23 protein-coding genes are annotated in these 19,978 nt (G+C 73.6%); 5 read left to right on the plus strand and 18 right to left on the minus strand.

Translation table 11 applies throughout. The features are described from left to right. Nucleotides 1-20 precede the first annotated feature (20 nt). Together GQS52_RS09360 and GQS52_RS09365 are read right to left on the minus strand one after the other, a co-directional pair. Complete coding sequence (locus tag GQS52_RS09360; protein WP_182312952.1) at nucleotides 21-560, minus strand: hypothetical protein; 540 nt, start codon at nucleotides 558-560, stop codon at nucleotides 21-23. Nucleotides 561-615: 55 nt separating this feature from the next. Beyond that, complete coding sequence (locus tag GQS52_RS09365; protein ID WP_182312953.1) at nucleotides 616-2,205, minus strand: hypothetical protein; 1,590 nt, start codon at nucleotides 2,203-2,205, stop codon at nucleotides 616-618. A 193-nt stretch (nucleotides 2,206-2,398) separates the two neighbouring features. Between GQS52_RS09365 and GQS52_RS27625 the strand changes: the two genes are divergently transcribed. Continuing rightward, nucleotides 2,399-3,175 (plus strand): GNAT family N-acetyltransferase, encoded by a 777-nt coding sequence (locus GQS52_RS27625; protein WP_259370672.1) that lies wholly within the window; start codon nucleotides 2,399-2,401, stop codon nucleotides 3,173-3,175. A 67-nt stretch (nucleotides 3,176-3,242) separates the two neighbouring features. On the opposite strand, the gene GQS52_RS09375 is transcribed toward GQS52_RS27625, so the two are convergent. After that, a complete protein-coding gene (locus GQS52_RS09375; protein ID WP_182312954.1) occupies nucleotides 3,243-3,455 on the minus strand; it encodes a DUF397 domain-containing protein in 213 nt (70 codons plus the stop codon). Next, nucleotides 3,415-4,260, minus strand: a complete 846-nt coding sequence (locus GQS52_RS09380) for a helix-turn-helix transcriptional regulator (protein ID WP_346268232.1) — start codon at nucleotides 4,258-4,260, stop codon at nucleotides 3,415-3,417. Before GQS52_RS09380 ends, GQS52_RS09375 begins: the two co-directional genes overlap by 41 nt. Before the next feature lie 100 nt (nucleotides 4,261-4,360). Here GQS52_RS09380 and GQS52_RS09385 point away from each other — a divergent pair, with 100 nt between their 5' ends. From GQS52_RS09385 to GQS52_RS09395, 3 genes are all read left to right on the plus strand, one after another. After that, nucleotides 4,361-4,918 carry an ATP-binding protein gene (locus GQS52_RS09385; protein ID WP_259370673.1) on the plus strand — a complete coding sequence of 186 codons (558 nt, stop codon included), beginning with the start codon at nucleotides 4,361-4,363 and terminating at the stop codon, nucleotides 4,916-4,918. Between the two features lie 31 nt (nucleotides 4,919-4,949). After that, nucleotides 4,950-5,402: a hypothetical protein gene (locus GQS52_RS09390; RefSeq protein WP_259370674.1), complete on the plus strand. Its 453-nt coding sequence runs from the start codon at nucleotides 4,950-4,952 to the stop codon at nucleotides 5,400-5,402. A gap of 151 nt (nucleotides 5,403-5,553) precedes the next feature. Beyond that, nucleotides 5,554-6,954, plus strand: a complete 1,401-nt coding sequence (locus GQS52_RS09395) for an FG-GAP-like repeat-containing protein (RefSeq protein ID WP_182312957.1) — start codon at nucleotides 5,554-5,556, stop codon at nucleotides 6,952-6,954. Between the two features lie 76 nt (nucleotides 6,955-7,030). On the opposite strand, the gene GQS52_RS09400 is transcribed toward GQS52_RS09395, so the two are convergent. Continuing rightward, nucleotides 7,031-7,783: an A24 family peptidase gene (locus GQS52_RS09400; protein WP_182316329.1), complete on the minus strand. Its 753-nt coding sequence runs from the start codon at nucleotides 7,781-7,783 to the stop codon at nucleotides 7,031-7,033. 137 nt (nucleotides 7,784-7,920) lie between these two features. Between GQS52_RS09400 and GQS52_RS09405 the strand changes: the two genes are divergently transcribed. Then, entirely contained in the window at nucleotides 7,921-8,289 is a 369-nt protein-coding gene (locus GQS52_RS09405; RefSeq protein WP_259371081.1) for a DUF192 domain-containing protein, read from the plus strand. Between the two features lie 124 nt (nucleotides 8,290-8,413). On the opposite strand, the gene GQS52_RS09415 is transcribed toward GQS52_RS09405, so the two are convergent. From GQS52_RS09415 to cpaB, 13 genes are all read right to left on the minus strand, one after another. Further along, entirely contained in the window at nucleotides 8,414-8,923 is a 510-nt protein-coding gene (locus tag GQS52_RS09415) for a hypothetical protein (RefSeq protein WP_182312959.1), read from the minus strand. Nucleotides 8,924-9,175: 252 nt separating this feature from the next. Next, nucleotides 9,176-9,784 (minus strand): OmpA family protein, encoded by a 609-nt coding sequence (locus GQS52_RS09420; RefSeq protein ID WP_182312960.1) that lies wholly within the window; start codon nucleotides 9,782-9,784, stop codon nucleotides 9,176-9,178. An 8-nt stretch (nucleotides 9,785-9,792) separates the two neighbouring features. Further along, nucleotides 9,793-10,377 carry a hypothetical protein gene (locus GQS52_RS09425; RefSeq protein WP_182312961.1) on the minus strand — a complete coding sequence of 195 codons (585 nt, stop codon included), beginning with the start codon at nucleotides 10,375-10,377 and terminating at the stop codon, nucleotides 9,793-9,795. 34 nt (nucleotides 10,378-10,411) lie between these two features. Then, nucleotides 10,412-11,008 (minus strand): pilus assembly protein TadG-related protein, encoded by a 597-nt coding sequence (locus tag GQS52_RS09430; RefSeq protein ID WP_346268271.1) that lies wholly within the window; start codon nucleotides 11,006-11,008, stop codon nucleotides 10,412-10,414. Next, nucleotides 11,005-11,190, minus strand: a complete 186-nt coding sequence (locus tag GQS52_RS09435) for a hypothetical protein (protein ID WP_182316331.1) — start codon at nucleotides 11,188-11,190, stop codon at nucleotides 11,005-11,007. The genes GQS52_RS09430 and GQS52_RS09435 overlap by 4 nt, the downstream gene beginning before the upstream one ends. Nucleotides 11,191-11,330: 140 nt before the next feature. Next, nucleotides 11,331-12,242 (minus strand): response regulator transcription factor, encoded by a 912-nt coding sequence (locus GQS52_RS09440; protein WP_182312962.1) that lies wholly within the window; start codon nucleotides 12,240-12,242, stop codon nucleotides 11,331-11,333. Nucleotides 12,243-12,333: 91 nt separating this feature from the next. After that, complete coding sequence (locus tag GQS52_RS09445) at nucleotides 12,334-13,740, minus strand: histidine kinase (protein ID WP_182312963.1); 1,407 nt, start codon at nucleotides 13,738-13,740, stop codon at nucleotides 12,334-12,336. 88 nt (nucleotides 13,741-13,828) lie between these two features. Then, a complete protein-coding gene (locus tag GQS52_RS09450) occupies nucleotides 13,829-14,719 on the minus strand; it encodes a DUF5936 domain-containing protein (protein WP_182312964.1) in 891 nt (296 codons plus the stop codon). A gap of 37 nt (nucleotides 14,720-14,756) precedes the next feature. Further along, entirely contained in the window at nucleotides 14,757-15,698 is a 942-nt protein-coding gene (locus GQS52_RS09455) for a type II secretion system F family protein (RefSeq protein WP_182312965.1), read from the minus strand. Next, on the minus strand, nucleotides 15,695-17,032 hold the full coding sequence (locus GQS52_RS09460) for a CpaF family protein (RefSeq protein WP_182312966.1): 1,338 nt from the start codon (nucleotides 17,030-17,032) through the stop codon (nucleotides 15,695-15,697). Before GQS52_RS09460 ends, GQS52_RS09455 begins: the two co-directional genes overlap by 4 nt. Nucleotides 17,033-17,129: 97 nt before the next feature. Then, nucleotides 17,130-17,573, minus strand: a complete 444-nt coding sequence (locus GQS52_RS09465; protein ID WP_182312967.1) for a TadE/TadG family type IV pilus assembly protein — start codon at nucleotides 17,571-17,573, stop codon at nucleotides 17,130-17,132. Then, a complete protein-coding gene (locus GQS52_RS09470; protein ID WP_182312968.1) occupies nucleotides 17,570-19,258 on the minus strand; it encodes an AAA family ATPase in 1,689 nt (562 codons plus the stop codon). Before GQS52_RS09470 ends, GQS52_RS09465 begins: the two co-directional genes overlap by 4 nt. 7 nt (nucleotides 19,259-19,265) lie before the next feature. Further along, nucleotides 19,266-19,964 carry a Flp pilus assembly protein CpaB gene (gene cpaB / locus GQS52_RS09475; RefSeq protein ID WP_182312969.1) on the minus strand — a complete coding sequence of 233 codons (699 nt, stop codon included), beginning with the start codon at nucleotides 19,962-19,964 and terminating at the stop codon, nucleotides 19,266-19,268. Nucleotides 19,965-19,978: the final 14 nt, after the last annotated feature.

The following is a 19,978-nucleotide window of genomic DNA, read 5'->3' on the forward strand; positions in this document are numbered from 1 at the left end:
GCGGAGGGCAGGGGCCGGGATCAGCCCAGTTCGACGCTGTCCGCGATGCGTTCCAGGAGCGACTCCTCCACGGCGTCCCGGCCCGCGGTGATCCTCACCAGCAGCGGTTCGTCGTCCGCGTCCAGCGCCACCACGTCCAGCCCCCGCATCGGGCCGGCCCCGTCGTCGCCCTCGTAGGAGTAGCGGATCCGCTCCGCCTCCCGGCCGTCGATCTCCACCTGCTCGTTGCCCAGGATCTTCGCGCCGGGCTGCAGCGAGGCCATCGCCCCGGCGGCCGCCACGCCCACCGTCCCGCCCGTCATGAACCGGGGCTTCACCACGAGCCGGGCCACCGTCCGGCCGTCGCGCTCCAGGACGGCCTCGGCCCCGTCGCCCCCGTTCCCCCGCTTGCGCCAGTCCGGCGGGTACGACACGGCGACCGCGCCCCGGCCGGCCTCCAGCCGCTTCCAGTCCTCCCCCGCGGACGCGCCCGTCCCCGCGCCGCAGCCGGTCACGGTGCCGGCGGCGAGCAGCCCGGCCGTGGCGACGGCTGCGGCGAGTGCGCTGAGTGTTCTCCGCATGGCGGTCTGTCTCCCTCGGTCGGGTCTTCCGGGTCTTCCGGATCGGCGTGCCGGCTCAGTTCGCGCAGTAGCTGAACGGTACGTAGGAACGTGTGCCGTCGGCCTTGGGCGCTCCCAGGAACTCGGCCTCCTGCAGTTCCTGCGCGGACTCCTCGAAGTTGATCCTCGCCCCGAGGCTGAGGCCTAGGTTGACCTCGAAGCCGTACTCCTGGGCGTTGGAGATCCCCAGGTAGCGGGTGCGGCTGGACTCCCCCTTCTCGAACATCAGCTGCCCGAAGGGGTCGTCGGCGCCGGGCCGCTCCGTGGGCGCGTGGTCGCCGAAGAGGTACCGGAAGGGCGCGGTGTTGTCGCCCGAGCCGTCCAGCCAGTCCTCGGCCGTCCGCCGGTCCGCCTCGACGGCCGGGTCGTCGTCGCCGGGCGGGAAGGAGATGCTGTTGGTGGTGATCACGGTGGTCCGCTGCTTCTCGGACGCGTTGCCGGAGCCGCCGTTGCCCTCCTCCGTCTTCCCGCCCAGCCGCGCCGAGTCGTTGCCCCGGCCCTCGACCGACTGCGTCATGTCGATGCGGGCCAGGGAGCCGTCCTCGTAGCGGGTGACGGTCATGGTGCCGGTGCGCGCCTCGCCGGCCTCCAGTTTCAACTGGGCCGGGCCTGCTTCGACCGCCGCGTTCCCCGCGTACTCCAGCTGGAACTGGTAGGTGTACCCGCGGGTGGGAGGGTCGGAGGCGTTGTTGTTCGTGACGGTCGCCTCGGGGGCGACCTTCAGCTTGCCGCCGAGCTGGGCGCCGAGCGCCTTCGCGTCCGGTGCCGACTTCTTCAGCGCCAGTTCGGCGCTCGCCTCCAGGGCGATGCGTCCGAAGCTGATGTGCTGCTCCCCCAGCTTGCGGTCGATCTCCTCGTACTTCTCGCCGTACTTGTAGGCGCCGTACCAGTTGCCGGCGCCCCCGTGCTTCATGGACGCCTCCCAGGTCTTGAGCTCCTCGAGGTCGTCGCGGAACCTCTCCGCGTCCTCGGGGCTGTCGAAGACCCAGGTGTCACCGTTGGTGATCTTGATGCCTCCGCCGATGTCCACCTTCTCGGCGCCCAGGTTCCCGGCCCGGACCCCCAGCTTCGGCGAGCCCTTGGCGCCGACGGACGCGGCGTCGGTGAACGTCAGGTAGACCTTCGTGGAGCCGTCCGGGGCCTCGAACTCCTGCTGGCGGAAGCCGTACTCCTCGCCGAAGGTGAACCAGCCGACCTTCACCTCGCTGCCGGCCCTGTCCTCGAAGCTGGCGGTGTTGCACAGCTTGGGCTCGTAGTCGCTGTCGGTACGCCCCTGCCCCGGCCCGGCCGCGCCGTTACCCGTGCCGCACGAAGTCCCGCCGGTCAGGCGGCAGATCGCCGTCCCGATGCCCTCGTACACCTGGGTGCCGATGCCGGTGGTCGACAGCGCCACGGCGATCGCCGCGACCACCACGACCGTCCCCAGGTAGTCCGCCGCCGTCGCCCCCCGGTCGCCCGCCGCCCACCGGGGTGCGGTGCGGTCGCCGGGACGGGCGGCCGCTCCCGGACGATCGTCGGACTCCTGCCGCAGGTGCCGCCCCGCCCGTATTCGGCCCGTCCGCCGTGCCGGCCGACGCCGCTCCCCCCGCCTGCTGCCACGCAGCATCGCGCCCTCCCCTCCCCTGCCACGGCCCGCCGACGGCGGGCTGCGGCACGGACGGTACGAGCGGCCCGGACCCACCCGCATGAGCCCCAGGGCCCCACTGCGGACCCAACGCCGTTGCTGCAGGAGGAGGTTGGACGACCGGGATGCCGTTGCGCGGCGTGACCGCACCCGGGGTGCGGCACACTCTTCAACCGTGCGGGAGATACACGACCACGAAGAGCTGCTCGCCCTCTGCGGCGGCGACCTCCGGTGCGCGTGGGCGGCGCAGGGCCTGCGACCCCACTCCACCGGCCGCAGCCGGGCGTGGACCGGCACGGACGGACGGGCCGTCGCCGTCGCGGCCCCGCAGCTGTCCGTCCACGACCGGCTCGTCGTCCACGGACCGGCCGACGCCGCAGCCCCCCTCGTGCGCGCGGTGCTCGCCGAAGTCGGCCCCACCCACCGGCTGCTCGGCGACCGCGCCCTGGTCCACGCGCTGGTGGACATGCTCCCGGAACTGGCCCTCGCCGCCGACCTCGGCTGGATGGAGGACACCGGGCCGCTGCCCGCGGGCACACCGGCGGGCAAGGCCGAGTGGCTGCCCGGGTCCGCCGAACCGGAGGTGGCCCGCCTCGTCGAGGCCGGGTTCCCCGCCTCCTACGCCAAGCCGGGCGTGCCGGGCGTCCACACCTGGGCCGGCGTACGCGAGCCGGACGGCCGACTCGCGGCCGTGGCCACCCTCGCCTGGTCGGCGCCGGACGCCGCCCTGATCTCGGGCGTCGCCACCCGCCCCGACGCCCGGGGCCGGGGCCACGCCCGCGACGTCTGCACCTTCGTCCTGTCCGAGGCACTGTCCCGCCACGGCCGCGCGGCCCTGCTGGTGGACGACTCCAACCACGCCGCCCTGCGCCTCTACCGCAGCCTCGGCATGCGCTACCGCCCCCTGGCGGCGGCGTACCTGCCGCCGCCGGACAGCGCTCCGCCGCGCTGACCGGCCCGGTGTTCCCACCGGACGGCCTGCGCGGCGGAGGGGGCTCCGAGTTGCGCCGGGTGCGGTCCTACGCCCGGCGCAGCCCGCCGGAGGCGGCGGCCGCGACGAACGCGGCGAACCCGTCGGCCGTGAAGGTCAGCCGGGGCCCGTCGGGGTCCTTGGAGTCGCGGACGGCGATCCCGCCGTCCACGGCCGCCACCTCGACGCACTCGCCCCCGGTGTCACCGCTGTAACTGGACTTACGCCACTGTGCTCCGGTCCGGTCCTGACTGCTGCCCATGCAGGTCCTCCATCGCGTCGGCGATCAGGTCCGCCGAGTCCTGAGGAGACAGGGCGGTGGCTCGCAGCAGATCGTAGCGAAGCGAACGTGCCTTCACAGCTTGTGGATTGATGATGACCTGTCCTGCCTCGTAGCTCTCCGAGTAGGCGATGTCCGGGGTGTCGTCGAACGTGAGGACGGTGAACGAACCCAGGAGACCGGGGTGCTCCCCGACGGCTGCGGGAAGCACCTGGACGTGGACCAGGGGATGACTGAGACATTCCAACAGGCGGGCGAGTTGGGCGTACATCACTCCCGCACCGCCGACGGGACGGCGCAGCACGGCCTCGTCGAGCACCAACCACAGAACCGGCGGATCGGCCCGTTGCAGGATCCGCTGGCGCTCCATGCGGGCCGTGACCTTCTGTTCCAGGTTCTGCGGCCGGTAGGAGGAGAAGACCGCGCGGGCGTACTCCTCGGTCTGCAGCAGACCGTGCACCAGTTGGCTCTGGAAGGTGCAGATGGTGGTGGCCGTGGCCTCCAGTTCTGCGAACTCGCGAAACCACGGCGGCAGTGAGTTGCGGCTCACCAGCGGCCACAGCCGCAGCAGTGCTCCCTCCGCGCCGAGTCCGGCGTCCGCGCGTTCGGTGAACTCGCGGGTCGGGGGCTTGCGGGCCGTCTCGATCTGCCCGACCAGCGACCCCGTGCAGTAGATGACCTCGCCGAGCTGCTTCTGCGTCAGCCCCGCGGCCTCCCGCAGCCGGCGCAACTCCGCGCCGAAGAAGGCCAGCACGGACGACCCGGAGTCCAGATTGCGGATGTTCACCACAGGTGTCCCCTCGCTCCTGTCCGCAGCCGCACGAACGAAGCCACGGGTTGTGTTCGGAAGGCAGCTCAGAGTAGTCGCGGTGGTGCAGGCTCGAAGCGTGAAACCGATCCATGTGTCCGTCGGGATCTGCGAGAACACCGACACCCGACTCTTTCCGGTGCGTTGCCGCCGCGCGTTGACGGCGGGTCCGGACGCGCCCCGTGAGGTCCGCCGGATCCTCCGCGCCCACCTGCGCCTGTGGCGCATGCCGGAGGCGGCCGACGCGGCGGAACTGGCCGTCACCGAGCTCCTGGCGAACGTCGCCGCCCACGCCCCCGACGGCCGCTGCGCGGTGACCGTGCGGCGCCGGCCCGCCGGGGTCCGCGTCGAGGTGCGCGACGCCTCGCCGCTGCTGCCCGCCCTGCGGGAGGCGGGCGAGTGGGAGGAGTCCGGGCGCGGCCTGGCGCTGGTGGCGGCGGTCACCGACCGCTGGGGCGCCGAGCCCCCGGCCGTCGGAGGCGTCGGAGGCGGCACAGGCGGCGGGAAGACGGTCTGGTTCGAGATCGACGCGGCCCCGGTCCCGGTCCCGGCCACGGCTGCACTGCCGGGTCCGACCCCGGACCGGCAGGTCCCGGAGGCCTGCTGCCCCACCGGCCCGTGCACGAAAACCCGGTGACGACCGCCGGACGGTGCCGGACACTGCACGGATGAGCAGAGACGCCGAGGTCATCGTCATCGCCAGGGGCGCCGAGGAGGTCATGAGACCCCTCACCCTGCCCGACGAGAACCGGGAGTGGCACCAGTGCTTCGTCCGGGTCAACGGGGGCTTCGACGCCTGGATCGTGGAGTTCTGGCGTCTCAACTGGCACGGGCTCCTCGCACACCTGGAATCGCTGCCCTGGCCCGATCCGCATTCGGTGCAGGTGCTCGTCCACGACCAGGACGACGACTGCTTCGGCCTGTGGATGATGTACGACGGCCGACTCGTGGAGGTACCCCTGCCCCGCACCCGGCGCGAGCCCTGGCCCGGTCACAGCGTCTCGGGGGTCCTCTCCAGGACCGACCGCCGCCCCGCCGACCCGCCCGGGGCCGACGCCGACGGAGCCGCAGACGCCGGGGCTCCCGAGCCTCCCCAGCCGGACCGGCCTGCGGCGGTCTGAGCCGTCCCGCGGCGGCGCTCCGACCGCCCTCCGCCCGTTGCCCGTTGCCCGTTGCCCGTTGCCCGTTGCCCGTTTCGGGCTTCCCGTACAACTTCCGTTCCTCGCCGGTGGTCTTCCGCTCACCAACCACCTCTTTCCCCAGGACGACTTCATGCGCATACGCGTCACGACCGCCGCGACCGCCCTGCTGGCGGCGGGCCTCGCCCCGATCGCCTGGCCCGTCCCGGCGGCCGCCGCGGCCGCCAAGCACGCCGACGACTTCAACGGCGATGGATACCGCGACCTCGCCGTCGGCAACAGGGGCGCCACCGTCGGCGGTGTGAGCAAGGCCGGAGCCGTCGCCGTGGTCTACGGGTCCGCGAGCGGCCTCGACTTCGGCCGGCTCACGGTCGTCTCGCAGAACAGTCCGGGCATCCCCGGCGCCGCCGAGACCGACGACAACTTCGGCTCGGACATCACCGTCCGGGACATGAACAGCGACGGCTACGCCGATGTGATCGCCACCGCCCCGGGCGAGAACGCGGGCGAGTACCACGGCACGGTCACCGTCCTGTGGGGCTCGGCCTCCGGCCTGACCAGCGGCAGCTCGTACCGGAACCCGAAGTACAAGCACAAGGGGTTCGGCAAGGACATCGCGGTCGGCGACTACAACGCCGACGGCAAGCAGGACCTCGTCTCCGTCGACGACGACAACATCTGGTACCTGCGGGGCCCGTTCACCAAGTCCGGCTCCCGCGGCACCGCCACGAACCTCGACCCCATCGACGGCGAGAACATCTCCCCGGACGTGGTCGCCTCCGGGAGGATCACCGGCGACGGCACCGCCGACTTCGCGGTCCTCGGCCACGACTGGGACACCAGCAGCAACCGCGTCTGGTTCTACAAGGGCGGGTCCGGCGGCCCCACCAAGACCAAGAAGGTGAACCTGCCGGCCCGCGCCTCCCTCACGGAGGCCAGTGTCACCGTCGCCGACTACGACAAGGACGGCTACGGCGACCTGACGCTCGGCAGCCGGCGCGGCGGGGGCTCCGGCGGCGCCGTGTACATCCTGCCCGGCACCTCAACCGGCCCCAGCGGCTCGGCGAGGACCATCACCCAGTCCACGTCCGGGGTGCCCGGCACCCCCGAGAGCGCCGACTACTTCGGCAGCGACGTCTCGGCCGCCGACACCGACGGCGACGGCTACCCGGACCTCGCAGTCGGCGTGGCCGGGGAGATCATCGGCGACGGCCTCTTCCGGTCGGGCGGCGTCACCGTCCTGCGCGGCGGCCCGTCCGGCGTCACGGGCACCGGCGCCCGCTGGTACGACTACGGCACCCCCGGCATCGAGGGCGAGGCCACCGAGGAGGGCTGGCTCGGCGACTCGGTCCGGTTGCGGGACTTCAACCGCGACGGCCGCGCGGAGCTGATCGCCTCGGCCCCCGAGGCGGGACGGTTGTACATGCTGCCCGGCACGGCGTCGGGCCCCACGGGAATGAACTCGGTGATGCTCACCGCGGCCTCGTTCGGCAGCCCCTCCATCGTCCGCCTGTGGGCGGAACTGGCGGACTGACGCACCGCACGACAGGGCCTCGCGTACGCCGCCCACGGCGCCCGCGAGGCCCCCGCTCGTTCCCCGCCGGGCCGGGTCAGGCGGCGGAGGCGCCCAAGCAGACGCCGATCAGGGCGCCGGCCAGCATGAACGGGCCGAACGGCACGGCGGTGCGGCGGTCGGCCCGGCGCAGCAGCACCAGCCCGACCCCGTACACCGCGCCCAGCAGCAGGCCTGCGAACGCCCCCGCCAGCAGCACCGGCCAGCCGTACCAGCCCAGCGCCGCACCGACCACCGCGGCGAGCTTGACGTCGCCGAAGCCCATCCCGGCCGGGTTGACCACGAACAGCACGAAGTAGAAGGCGGTCAGCGCCGCCGCGCCCAGCAGCGCCCGCGTCCAGGACGTGCCGGGCGCCGCGCCGGGCAGGAGGGCAGCCACTCCCAGCAGGGCGACCGTGCCCGCGGCGGCGGGGAGGGTGAGCACGTCGGGCAGGCGGTGCACGGCCCCGTCGACCAGGGCCATCAGCACCCCCAGCGGCACCAGGAGCAGCCAGGCCGCCAGCTCCGGCCGCGCCCCGACGACGAGCGCGACCGCCGCGCACAGCAGCGCCGTCGTCGCGCTGACAGCGGCCGGGTTCGGCCCGTACGCTGCGTACCCGGCGGGGCAGGCACGGCAGCGGCCCGGCCCCAGGAGCCCGCGCAGGCCACGCCCGAACGGGTGCCCGGCCGGGCAGGCGGTGCGCCACGGCTCCTCCGGCTCCACACTGAGCCGGTACGCCGCCCGGGGCAGCACGGCGCCGGCCGCCGCGCCGCACACGACTGCGGCCGAGACGGCCAGGACGGCGGGCAGCGAAGCGTTCACGCGTCTCCTCGCGGGTGGTCGTGGCCCGGACGGTCCGGGTCAGGACCGCCCCGGCGGAACGGTAGACGGTACGGGCGGGGAAAAGGAGGGGCCGAACGGTGCGTTGGCGCGACGGCACGGCACGGCTGCGGATCGGGCGGGACGACGGCACGGAGACGGTGGTGCCGCTGGAGATCGCCGCCTCCTACCGGGCCCGCACCCGCGGGCTCCTCGGCCGGGACGGCATCGAGGGCGCACTGCTGCTGACCCCGGCGAGCAGCGTGCACACCTTCCGCATGCGGTTCCCCATCGACGTGGCGCACCTGGACCGGCGGATGCGGGTGATCGCGGTGCGCACCATGCCCCCGGGCCGCCTCGGCGCCCTGCGCCTGCAGGCCCGCCACGTCCTGGAGGCCGAGGCCGGCGCGATGCGCCGCTGGGGCCTCGCCCCGGGCACGACGGTGACGGTCCTCCCCGAAGCGGCGCACGGCGAACCCCGGACGGCGCCCCGGTGACCGTTGGTCGCCGTAACCGCCGTGCACCACAAACTGACACTGCTGCACGCCGACTCCGACTTCGAGACCGTCGCCCGCATCACGGAGCAGCCGGTTCGCAGGATCGCCTGAACCACGCCGCGAGTCACACTGCCTGCCGGTCGTGGCGGCGGTCCAGGGCGAGGTCGGCGGCCACGGCGGCCAGGCAGCCCGCGAGCACGGCGAGCGTGGACAGCCAGATGCCCTCCGGGAGCAGCACCTCCCAGGAGGTCACCAGGGAGAACACCAGCGAGCCCAGCGGCACCGCCAGGCAGGCCAGCAGGTGCCCGCCCGGCGAGGAGCGGAACGGTTCGGGGTGCACGCGGGCGGCGGCGAGGGCCGCCAGCCCGGAGCCCACCGTCGCCGGCAGGTGCAGCAGGAACACGCGCCAGCCGAGGGACTCCAGTCGCTGCGCCGAGGCCAGCGGCTCGAAGACGGCGAGGGTGGCGAACACCGAGCAGAGCAGCAGCACGACGATGCCCACCGCCCAGGACCGGACCAGCGCGAAGAACGCGTCGGCACGGCCGGTGCCACGACCGGCCGCGGCACCGGGCCCGCGACCGGGGGAACCGCCGCCGTAGAGGTGGCCGTCGTCGGCCCTCCTGCCGAAACCCATCCCGAACCTTCCCGTCCCGTCGCCGTCGCTGTCGCCGTCGCCCGGTGCCGCAGGTGCGTACCCCGGTCCCTCACGATGCTGCGCGACGGACACCACCCGCGGCACGGGCCCCAGGGCCCAGCCCCGGGCCCAACCGGGACGGGGGACGGCGGGCCGGGGCCCGTCGGCCGGGGACCGCCTGCCGGGGCCGCCCGGACCGGCCCCGGCCCCGGACCGGCCCCGGCGTCGTCGGCGGCAGCGGCAACAGCCCCGTCAGTCGCGGGTCTTGGGGAAGGAGATCTCGACCCGGCGGTTCTTCTTGCGGCCCTCCTCGGTGGAGTTGTCGGCGATCGGGTAGTCCTCGCCGTAGCCGCGCACGTCGAACCGCACGTCGGGGCCGAGTTCCTTGGCGAGCACCTTGTAGACGGCGTCGGCGCGCTGCTTGGACAGCTTGTCGCCGTGGGCCGCGGAGCCGAGGTCGTCGGTGAAGCCGAAGACCCTGACCGCCCTCGCCCCCTGCTCCTCGATCTCGTCGGCGACACCGACGATGCGGGACCTCGCCTCACTGCTCAGCCTGGCGCTGTCCTTGGAGAACAGGACTTCGGACTGGAGGGCGACCATGGTGTCCTCGTTGGACTCCTCGCGCCGCTCCTCCCCCTCCTCGCCGGCCTCCACGACGAACTTGACGTCCAGCACCCGGGGTTCGGCCAGGGTGGCGCCCTCGGGAAGCTTGAGGTCGGGGTCCTCGCCGTCCACCTCGACGGGCGGGGGCGGCGTCTTGGCCTCCCCGGGCCCGTCCTCCGCGAACGCCGCGCCCGTCCCCAGGCCGGAGGCGAGGAGCACGGCGGCGCACGCGGCGGCCACCACGCTGAAACGGTTCATCGCGCCGTTCACCCCGAGATCGCGATCGTCGCGGGCGGCATGGTGGGCAACTGGAAGTCCACCTCCGTGACGTCCTCCGGCGGCGCGGGGAACTGGGCGAAGATGTCGCGCTTCTCACCGGGCTTGATCGCGTTGAGGCCTGTCGTGCACAGGCAACCGCCATCCGTGTCCCGCAGGACGAAGTACTTCTTCTTGCCCGCCTTGTCGACCAGGACGGCCCCGGCGGTGGAAGCCCCGTTCTTCAGGAGCTCCGTCTCCTGCCCGCGCCAGAGGCCTGCGGTGAACATGTCCTCCCCGGTGTTCTCGAGCTGCCCGTTGACAGTGACGAATCCCCCGGAGTCCCGCTGGGCCGAGGTGATGGTGACCACCACTCCGTCCGCGCCCTTGATCCGGGCCAGGACCTCCTCGGACTCGGGTTCTTCCGAAGGGTCCTTCACAGGCTCCTTGCTCTGGCCGCTGCTCGCCTTGGGGGAGTCTTTCGTCTTCCCGCTGTCCTCCTCCCCCCCGCAGCCCGCCACGGTGAAGGCGACACTCGCCGCCATCACCACTGCCACAAGCCTCCTGCGGGCTTTGGTAGTGAGTCGGATGTCCATGACGTGTCTGTTCCTTCTGTCGGCGTTCGCTGGTTCAGTCGGAGAGGCGCACGGAGAACAGGTCTGCCGCGTCCGGGAGGGAATCGAGATCGTCCGGGTCGATGGTCCAGTCCTCGCCGTCGCACTCGATCACCCCGTTCTTGGGGTCTTCGAGGTCCAGGCTGCATCGCGGCTCGACGACAGCGGTTGCTTCGGCGGTGGCCTTGTCGTCCTCGACGCCAGGAACGATCGTGTCCCCGACGGTGTCACGCGTCTCGACCCGGACGGTGTAACCCAGGGGCCTGTACTGCCGCTCGCAGCCGATGCTGTCGGCATTGTTCTCGGCGGCGAAGCGCTGCGCCTCGGCGCACCCCTGGTCCGTCACGGGGCCGCGGCCGTCCAGAAGGTCTTCCAGACCGTCCAGGTCGTCACCGCCGACGAGGTCCTCGATGTCCAGCCAGAGCCGGTCCCGGGTCTCCTGGGCCGCTGCGAGCGCGGCGGCGTCGGCGGCGGTCTGCGCGCCGTTGCGCAGGACGGCGGCCTGCCCGACGGCGAAGTACGCGAGCGCGACAAAGAGCAGGCCCATCGCCGCTGTCATGTACAGCGGAAAGGCCTGCCCTTTGTCGTTGAAGCGGCGACGCCCCGGTATCAGCCGGTGAGCTCGGCGATCTCGTTGGTGATGGCGTTGTAGATCGTGGTGCCGATGTCCGTGCCGGTGATGGCGAGGACGATGGCCACGACCACCACGATGATGCCCAGGTACTCCACCGCGGTCTGGCCCCTGTCCGCGCGACGCGCGATCGCCGCGACCGTGGTGTTCTTCCAGTTGTTGATGCGGACCATCATGGTGGCCCCCCTTTTCCGGTGTTCCCGCCGACGTGGTGATGCGGTCACCGTAGTACGGGGCGCCTGTTCCGGTGGAGGGTCCGTGGGCCCAAAATCGGGCCCAGCAAAGGGGGTGACGGTTCGTTCGTTCAGTCACGGTGTCCACCTGCCGTCCGGTTCCGGGCCGTGCCGAGCCAGGTGGCGATGGCCTCGCTGCGGCTGGCGGCGTGCAGTTTGGCGAAGATCCGGTTGATGTGGTTCTTGACGGTCTTCTCGCTGATGAAGCAGGCCGCTGCGATCTGCTGGTTGCTCATGCCGGCGGCGATCAGCTCCATCACCTCTTCCTCCCGTCGGCTCAGGCCGTGACGTGCCCGGTCGGCGGGCGCGGGCTTCGAGTGTCCGGACGACGACTGTGCCACAAACGGTTGCATTTGCGAAGCAGGGTGTTGCGGTTGCAAATATTCGGTCGGGGGTTCGCCCGCCCCCGGGCGGTGCGCCGTCGGCCCCGGGCCCGCCGGGGGCCACTCCGGCGCAGGCCCCCGTCCGGGGCCGTACGCCGGGCCGTGACCGGGGGCGGCTCCGCCGCGCACCTGCTGGAGCAGGGCGGTGGCCGGGGTGGCGGTGAAGTGGGCGCGGCCCTCCCTGACGTCGCGGACCGCCGCGACCAGTTGCTCGGCGGTGAACTCCCCGTGGACCAGGTAGCCGCCCGCGCCCAGGCGCAGCGCCTCGCGCACGATCTCGCTCTCGCGGCTGTAGGTGAGCATGAGGACCGGGGCGAGCCCGACGAGGTAGGGCAGGGCCGAAATGCCGTCCACGCCGGGCATGCGGACGTCGAGCAGCACCACGTCGGGGCGGTGGGCCGCGGCCGCCTCCACCGCCTGGCGCCCGTCGGCGGCCTCGGCGACGACCTCGATGTCGGCCCGTCCGGTCAGGAGGGCGGTCAGGCCGGCCCTGACCACGGGATTGTCGTCGGCGACCACCACGCGCAGGGCCTGGGGTTCCGGGAGCGCCGGGAAGGGGCCGCCCCCGCGGGGCGGCACGGACGGCGGGTCGGTGCTCATGCGGGCCTCCTTTCACGAACGGTCGGTGGAGAGTGAGGTCGGCGGTGGGTGCGACGGGCGGTAGGTGCGGCGGGTGGTGGGTGCGGCGGGCTCAGGCAGTGGGTTCGGGGGGAACCGGGGGTTCGGGGGGCCTGCCGGTCGCGGCGCCCCGGCACCCCGGCCCGCCTGCGGCGGGGTGCCGGGGCGGGAGCAGGGGCAGGCCGGCGGGGGCGGCGGTCAGCAGTGCGGCGACGGGGAGTTCGAGGCGGACCTCGGTGCCGGTCCTGGCCCGGCCGCGGCCGATGCGGATGCGGGCGCCGATCCCGGCGGCCCGTTCGACCATGCCGACGAGGCCGAAGTGGCCGGCGCGGCGGAGTCCTTCCAGGTCGGTGCCGGGCGGCAGGCCCCGGCCGTCGTCGCGCACGCTGATCCGCAGCATCGCGTCGTCGACCCCGGCTTCGACGTCGACCCTGGTGGGCGCCGCGTGGCGGGCGGCGTTGTCCAGGGCCTCGCCGACGACGCCGAGCAGTTGCCGGGCGACGGCGGGCGGCAGCAGCGGCACGGGGGCCGCGCCGACCGGCCGGAAGCTGACGGCCAGGTTGCTGCGCCGTCCGAAGTCGGCCACCCGGGCGGCGAGTTCGTCGGCGAGGACGATGCCGTGCCCGTCGATGCCGGTCTCGCGGCGCAGGTCGTCGAGAAGTTCGCGGGACTCGGCGGCCGCGCGGCGGGCCGCCCGGCCGACGAGTTCGGCCTGGACGCGGACGCCGACCGGGTCGGGACGGCCCGCGGCCGCCGTGGCGGCGAGGCCGTCGGCGGCCAGGGCGAGGCCGTGCAGGGTCTTGGCGACGGAGTCGTGCATCTCCCGTGCCAGGCGGGCGCGTTCGCTGCTCACGGCCTCGCTGACGGCGAGCCGGGCCTGCGTCTCGGTCAGGGCGCGGGTGGCCGCGCCGAAGCGGAGCATCAGTCGGCGCAGGGAGACCCCGGCGCCGCCCGCGACGGCGTAGAAGCCGGGCAGGAGGAGGTCGGTGGCCGTGATCGGGTCGACGCGGGCGCGGGCGGTGAGGACGACGGCCAGCAGCGCGCCCTGCAGGACGGTGAACAGTGCGCCGCCCTTCGCTCCGTAGACGAGGCCGGCGAGCAGCGGGGTGGACGCGGTGAGGTAGGCGAGGGGGCTGTCCGGGGTGGCGACGACCAGCAGCAGGGCGGCGAAGAGGGTGTCGAGGGCCAGGAGCGCCGGGTGGCGCAGCAGGACGGGGCCGAACCGCTCCCAGTCGCGGAAGAGCAGGTAGGAGCCCATGAAGGTGGCGACCACGGCGGTGCCGATGAGGTACGAGGGGTAGCCGGGGGCGACGCGGACCAGTGCTATGGGGCCGGCGACGGCGATGAGGGCGAGGCGGAAGCCGAAGACCTGCCGACACAGGGCCTGGAGGGCGGACACCTGGAGGCGGGTGCCGGCCTCGTCGGTGCCGACTCCGGAGCCGGGAACAGCGCCGGAGCCGGTGCCGGTCCCCGCTCCCACCCCCGTCCCCGTCCATGCCCCCGAGCCCGAGCCCGGCCCCGGCGCCGTTCCCGGCCCCGCGCCCGCCCCGCTTATCGCCGCGTCCACGTCATTCGCCCGTCAGTGATCCGAGGTCGGCGCCGGAGCCGAGGAAGAGGCCGGCGATCAGCAGGATCATGGTGGCGGGGACCATGAAGGTGGTGACGACGCCGGTCGCCTTGGGCACGGCCCGCGCGGCGCGCCGTCGGGCGTTCTGGGCGTCGGTGCGGCGCATGTCGTTGGCGATCTGCACGAGGGTGTCGGTGATCGGCGCGCCGAGCTCCTCGCCCTGCTGGAGGGCGGTGACGAACTGGGCGACCTGCTCGCTGTCGTTGCGCCTGCGCAGTTCGTCGAAGGCCTGGCGGCGGCTGACGCCCATGTCCATCTGGCGCAGGGTGATGCGGACCTCGTCGGCCCAGGGGCCCTTGTACTTGTCGGAGACGCGTTCCAGGGCTTGGCGGAAGCCGAGCCCGGCGCCGACGACGACGGCGAGGACGTCGAGGAAGTCGGGCAGGGTGCGGTCGATGACCTCCTTGCGTTCGCGGACGGCGAGCACGATGCCCAGGTCGGTCCACCACAGGCCGAAGGCGGCCAGCATCGCCGCGACCAGCAGGTTGCCCTTGCCGAGGAAGACGAGTGCGCCGACCAGCCCCAGGGCGCCGTAGACGGCGCGGCGGGCGGCGTAGCGGTCGACGGTCAGGCCGTTGGGGTTGCCCGCGTGGTCGAGCCTGCGCCGGATCCGTTCGACGCGGACCGGGCCCATCAGGCGCAGCACCAGGGGCGCCCAGCGCATGCCGAGGCGGTCGACGGCCGAGCCGACGGCGGTGGTGCGGGTGGAGCCGACCTCGAGGGCGAGGGCGAGGTCGCCGGGGAGCTTGGTCTCCCGGCGGTACAGGGCGATGCCCCAGGCTGCGCCGGCGGCGCACAGGCCGGCGGCCAGGGCGAGCAGCAGTGCGGTCACCGGGTGTTCCTCCCTGTGTGGTTCACGGACGGCGCGCTCACACGTCGATCCTGGACATGCGGCGGATGAGGACGAACCCGACGGCGTAGAGGGCGAGGGCGACGACGACGGCGGCGCGTCCGAGGCCGGAGGAGGTCATGGCCTCGATGGCCCCGGGGCGGACGTTGTCGATGAGCAGGAGCGACCCGACGCCGATGACGGGCACCGTGTAGGCGGTGACGGTGACCTGGGAGAGCTGGGTCCTGATCTCGCGCCGGGTCTCCTTGCGTTCCTCCAGGGTCTCGGTGAGGTTGCGCAGCGAGCCGACGAGGGAGCCGCCGGCGCGGCTGGAGAGGATCAGGGTGGTGACCAGGACGGCGAGTTCGCGGGAGGGGAGCCGCTCCTGGAGCTCGCCGAGAGCCTCCTCGACGGGCTGACCGACGGCCAGTGCGCTGGCGACCTTGGCCAGTTCCTCGCCCGCGGGGGCGTCGAGTTCCTCGGCGGCCATGGCGATGGAGGTGCGCAGGGCGAGTCCCGCGGAGGTGGCGTTGGCCAGCACTCGGGAGAGTTCGGGGAGCTGGTTGATGAACTTCTCGATGCGCTTCTGGCGGCGCCAGGACAGGAAGGCGAAGCAGCCCCACAGGGCGGCCCCGGCCGCGATGGGGCCGAAGAACGGGGCGAGGGCGGCCTGCGCGGCGGCCCACGCGACGGCCATGGCGGCGGCCAGGGCGGCGGTGAACTCGCCGGGGGTGATGTCGGTGCCGGTGACGGCGAGGCGGCGTTCGACGCCCCGGCCGAAGCGGGTGCGCCGGACGCGGGCGTCGAGGCCGGCGAAGCGGCGCCGCCGGCCGGGGGCCTGCGGTGTGCCGGGGGTGGTGAGGCGGTCCACCAGTTCCTGCTGCCGGGCCCGGCCGGTGACCCAGGAGTGCACGCCCCACACGGCGAGGGCGCAGGCAACCAGCGCCGCGCCGACGGTGGCGCGGGCGAGGACGTCCGTCACTTGGCCTCCCGGAGGGCGAGGTGGTCGTCGGACAGGGCGACCCCGTGCGCCGCGGGGACCGCCTCGCCGGCCATGAGGAGGCGGTCGGCGACGCGGCGGGGCAGCGGGTAGTGCTCGAAGGTGCCGCGCACGGTGCGTTCGGCGTCCAGTGGCTCGGCCCGGAACCAGGTGACGGTGGCGAGCCGGAAGACCTCCCGGCCGCGGGAGGACAGGGCGGCGATCTCGGTGATCCGGCGCCGGCCGTCGGCCCCGCGGGTGAGCTGCACGATGACGTCGACGGCCGAGTTGATCTGGTCGCGCAGCGCCTCGAAGGGGATCTCGACCTCGCTCATGGAGGCGAGGGTCTGCAGGCGCATGACGGCGTCCTCGGCGGAGTTGGCGTGGACGGTGGCCAGGGAGCCGTCGTGGCCGGTGGACATCGCCTGGAGCATGTCGAGGGTCTCGCCGCCGCGGACCTCGCCGACGATGATGCGGTCGGGCCGCATGCGCAGGGAGTTGCGGACCAGATCGCGGACGGTGACCTGCCCCTTGCCCTCGACGTTGGGCGGGCGGGTCTCCAGGCGGATGACGTGCTGCTGCTGGAGCTGGAGCTCGGCGGCGTCCTCGACGGTGATGATGCGCTCGTGGTCGGGGATGAGGCCGGAGAGGGCGTTGAGAAGCGTGGTCTTCCCGGATCCGGTGGCGCCGGAGACGATGATGTTGAACCTGGCGCGCACCAGGGAGGCGAGCAGGACGAGCATGGCCTCGTCCAGGGTGCCGAGCTCGATCAGCTCGGTGAGCCGGTAGGAGCGGGGGAACCGGCGGATGGTGAGGGTGGGCCCGGTGAGGGCGAGCGGCGGGATGATGACGTTGACGCGCTCGCCGGAGGGCAGGCGGGCGTCGACCATCGGGTTGGACTCGTCGACGCGGCGGTTGACGGTGGAGACGATGCGCTCGATGGTCTGCATCAGCTGCTCGGTGCTGGCGAAGCGGGTGGGCAGCAGCTCGACCCTGCCGTTGCGCTCGACGTAGACGTGGTCGGGGCCGTTGACCATGATCTCGGTGATCGAGGCGTCCTCCAGGAGCGGTTCGAGGACGCCCAGGCCGAGTGCCTCGTCGACCACGCGGCGGATGAGGGAGGCCCTCTCGCGGGTGGACAGCACGGGGCCCTCGCGGCTGATGATGTGCCCGAGGACCCTCTCCAGGCGCAGCCGCCGCTCCCCCGCGGCGAGCGCGGACATCTCGGCGAGGTCGATCTCCTGGAGCAGTTTGGCGCGGTAGACCGCGACGAGACGGCTCTCCTGGTTCTGTTCGGAGGTCTCCTCGGGCGCTGCGATGCGCGCGCGCAGGCTCATCGCCGGTCTCCTTTCCGTCTGTCGTGGTGGTCGGGCCGTCGTGGTGGTCGGGCGGGGCGGGCTGCCGGTGCGGTGTCCCGGCGCGGGGCCGCGGGGTTCAGTCGCCGGGCATGACGGCCGACCGTTCCACGGGGTCGAACTCCCAGCCGGGGACCACGGACGGGACGCGGACGCTGACGGTGGCGCGGACCGCCTCGTCTCCTGAGACGGTCACGGTCGCCCCGTCGCGCAGCCAGGAGCTCATGGCCGCCAGCCCCGCGGCGGACCCGCTCAGCTCCAGCTCCTCGCGGCTCTCGGCGCGGGCCGCGGCGCGGGCGGCGGTGCCGGCCTGGGAGGCGGCGTAGGCGACGAGGCCGAGCTGGACGCCCGCCAGGGTCACCAGGAGCAGCAGGGGCAGGAAGCCGAGGAACTCCACGGAGGCCGAGCCCCGTTCGCGCCCGCCGTGCGGGCCGCGCCCGCCGCAGGGGCCGCGCCCGGCACGGGAGCCGCGCCCGCCGCGGGGGTCGCGGCGGGCCGGGGGGCGGGGTGCGTTGCCGGTCATCCCAGGTCCTCCTGGGCCGCGCCGGCGCTGCCGGTGACGGAGAAGGGGAAGTCGACGCCGCCGGGGAAGAGCACCGGAACCCTCAGCCGGACGTCGGCGGTGACCATCCCGCCGCCGCTCCCGGTGCTGACCGAGGCGTTCCAGGCGCCGGGCAGGTGGGCGCGGGCGGCGGCGTCCGCGGCGGCCCCGGGGTCGCCCTCGGCGGCCGCGGCGGCGCGGACCGCCTCGTCGGCGGCGTTGCCGGCGAGGGTGAAGGTGTAGCCGGTGAGCACGAACTGCCACAGCACGACGAGGACGGCCAGGATCATCGGGGTGAGGCCGAGGGTCTCGATCGCGACCTGGCCGCGGTCGTCGCTCCCCGGGGCGCCGGCCGGGCCTCCCCTGCCCCTGGCCCCGCGGTGGGTGCCGCCGCGCCGTGCCACGGCGAAGGACCCCCGGTCGCCGCCGCGGCCCCGGCCCCGGCCGCGGGGGGCGGGCACGAGGGCGCCGCCGGACTTCCCCTGCCGGTCGGGGGCGGCCTCGACCAGGCCGATCTCGGCTGCGAGCGCCCACAGGGCCTGCTTGACGCTGCTGCGGTTGTCCAGGTCCTGCATCCGGCCGCTGTCGACGACCGGCTGGAGCTCCTTGAAGGCGGCGGGGACGGCGGCGCGGGCGGCCCGGGTGCCGGTGAGCCGTTCGACGAGGGCGGGCTGGATCTCGCTGTTGCGGCTGTGCCGGTTGACCACGACGACGGTGTCCTCCGCCTTGCGGATCTGCAGGCGGTCCCACAGCCGCACCATCCGCTTGGCGGCGCGCACCGCGACCACGTCGGGGGTGGTGACGAGCAGAGCGGTGTCGGCCGTCTCCACGGCGACGGCGTTGGCGCCGTTCATCTGGCTGCCGCAGTCGACGACGACGACCTCGAAGCGGGAGCGCAGGGCGCCGATCACCTGGCGGGCCGCCCGGTCGCCGACCTCCTCGCCGCGTTCGCCCTCGGCGGGGGCGAGGAGCAGGAAGACGCCGGTGGCGTGGCTGAACATGGCGTCCTGGAGGACGCGGGGGGAGATGTCGGTGATCTCGGCGAGGTCGGCGACGGATCGGCGGAACTGCACGTCGAGGTAGGAGGCGACGTCGCCGGCCTGGAGGTCCATGTCGACCAGGGCGACGCTGCGGCCGGAGGCGCGGGCGGCGAGGGCGAGCTGCACGGCGGTGACGGTGGTGCCGACACCGCCCTTGGCGCCGGTGACGGTGACCAGGGTGCCGGCGGGCCCGGAGGGGGCCTGCCCCCCGGCGCCGAGGTGGCGCCGCACCCCGGACGCCCAGGCGGCGGCGGCCTGCACGCGGGTGGCCAGTTCGTCGTAGGACAGGGGCAGGCCGACCAGGCCGCGGGCACCGGCGTCCATGGCGGCGGAGTACAGGGCGGGCCCGGTCTCGGCGGAGAGCAGGACGACGCCGACCGCGGGGAAGCGCAGGGCGACCTCGCGGACGAGTTCGAGGGCGGGGACGGGCCCGATCCGCTCGTGGACGAGGACGACCTCGGGCAGTTCCTCCACCGACTCGGCGGCCAGCCGCCCCAGGGTGTCGAGCAGTGCGGTGGAGTCCGCGAGGACGGGGCCGGGTTCGGCCCCCGGGAGCTGCCCGGTCAGGGTGGTGGTGTGGCGGGCGGTGTCGGCGTCGCCGATCGCGCAGAGGATGCGGGTGATCATGCGGTTCTCACTTGTCGCCGTCGAGGGTGTAGGTGCGTTCGCCGGGCCGGAGGCTGGTGTCGCTGCCGGGGGCCACCAGGGCGAGGCGCACGTGGGTGGCGAACGACTCGGCGTAGGCGACGCGCTGGGCGTCGAGGGCGGAGAGGGCGAAGGTGATGGGCACGGCCCTGCTCGGGCCGCGGGCGTCGTCGTCCTGGAGGGCGGTGAGCTTGCCGACGTCGATCACCCGGGCGTTCGATACGATGATCTTGGAGACGGGCTCCTCGCGTTCCTTGCCACCGTCGAAGGTCGCGAAGATGTTCACCGTCGCACCAGGATTGATCTTGCCGGCAACCCCGGTCTCCGCGTCGATCATGATGGCGATCTCCTGCTGCCCCGGCCTGAGAGCGGGCCGGTCGGCGATCATGTCGCTCTGCAGCAGGGAGCCCTTCTTCAGGGAGGTGACCGCGACCTTCCCCCTGATGTCCGCCAGGTCCGTCACCGCGGTGTCGGAGAGCCAGCGCTCGGGCATCTCTATCTTCTCGAACTGCTCCTCGGTCACCGCCGTGTGGGCGGGCACGTTCCGGGTGAGGCGGTAGGCCGTGGTCTCCGGCCCCACCTTTGACTCCACGTCACTGATCACGGACAGCACGCCCGCGAAGACCGCGAAGGCGCACAGGACGGACAGCACGAGCAGGATGACGCCTCGTCGCTGGCGTGAGTTCATCGAAGGTCGGACCA

Source organism: Streptomyces sp. SCUT-3, from assembly GCF_014083985.1.
In the GTDB taxonomy this organism is placed as follows: domain Bacteria; phylum Actinomycetota; class Actinomycetes; order Streptomycetales; family Streptomycetaceae; genus Streptomyces_H; species Streptomyces_H thermolineatus.

Excerpts from the sequence above, each read along its gene's own strand:
- GQS52_RS09465 (WP_182312967.1), bottom strand. The coding sequence starts at position 17,573 with ATGACCGGCAACGCACCCCGCCCCCCGGCCCGCCGCGACCCCCGCGGC.
- GQS52_RS09440 (WP_182312962.1), bottom strand. The coding sequence starts at position 12,242 with ATGAGCACCGACCCGCCGTCCGTGCCGCCCCGCGGGGGCGGCCCCTTC.
- GQS52_RS09460 (WP_182312966.1), bottom strand. The coding sequence starts at position 17,032 with ATGAGCCTGCGCGCGCGCATCGCAGCGCCCGAGGAGACCTCCGAACAG.
- GQS52_RS09470 (WP_182312968.1), bottom strand. The coding sequence starts at position 19,258 with ATGATCACCCGCATCCTCTGCGCGATCGGCGACGCCGACACCGCCCGC.
- GQS52_RS09415 (WP_182312959.1), bottom strand. The coding sequence starts at position 8,923 with ATGGGTTTCGGCAGGAGGGCCGACGACGGCCACCTCTACGGCGGCGGT.
- cpaB (WP_182312969.1), bottom strand. The coding sequence starts at position 19,964 with ATGAACTCACGCCAGCGACGAGGCGTCATCCTGCTCGTGCTGTCCGTC.
- GQS52_RS09365 (WP_182312953.1), bottom strand. The coding sequence starts at position 2,205 with ATGCTGCGTGGCAGCAGGCGGGGGGAGCGGCGTCGGCCGGCACGGCGG.
- GQS52_RS09360 (WP_182312952.1), bottom strand. The coding sequence starts at position 560 with ATGCGGAGAACACTCAGCGCACTCGCCGCAGCCGTCGCCACGGCCGGG.
- GQS52_RS09375 (WP_182312954.1), bottom strand. The coding sequence starts at position 3,455 with ATGGGCAGCAGTCAGGACCGGACCGGAGCACAGTGGCGTAAGTCCAGT.
- GQS52_RS09425 (WP_182312961.1), bottom strand. The coding sequence starts at position 10,377 with ATGGACATCCGACTCACTACCAAAGCCCGCAGGAGGCTTGTGGCAGTG.
- GQS52_RS09395 (WP_182312957.1), top strand. The coding sequence starts at position 5,554 with ATGCGCATACGCGTCACGACCGCCGCGACCGCCCTGCTGGCGGCGGGC.
- GQS52_RS09390 (WP_259370674.1), top strand. The coding sequence starts at position 4,950 with ATGAGCAGAGACGCCGAGGTCATCGTCATCGCCAGGGGCGCCGAGGAG.
- GQS52_RS09420 (WP_182312960.1), bottom strand. The coding sequence starts at position 9,784 with ATGAACCGTTTCAGCGTGGTGGCCGCCGCGTGCGCCGCCGTGCTCCTC.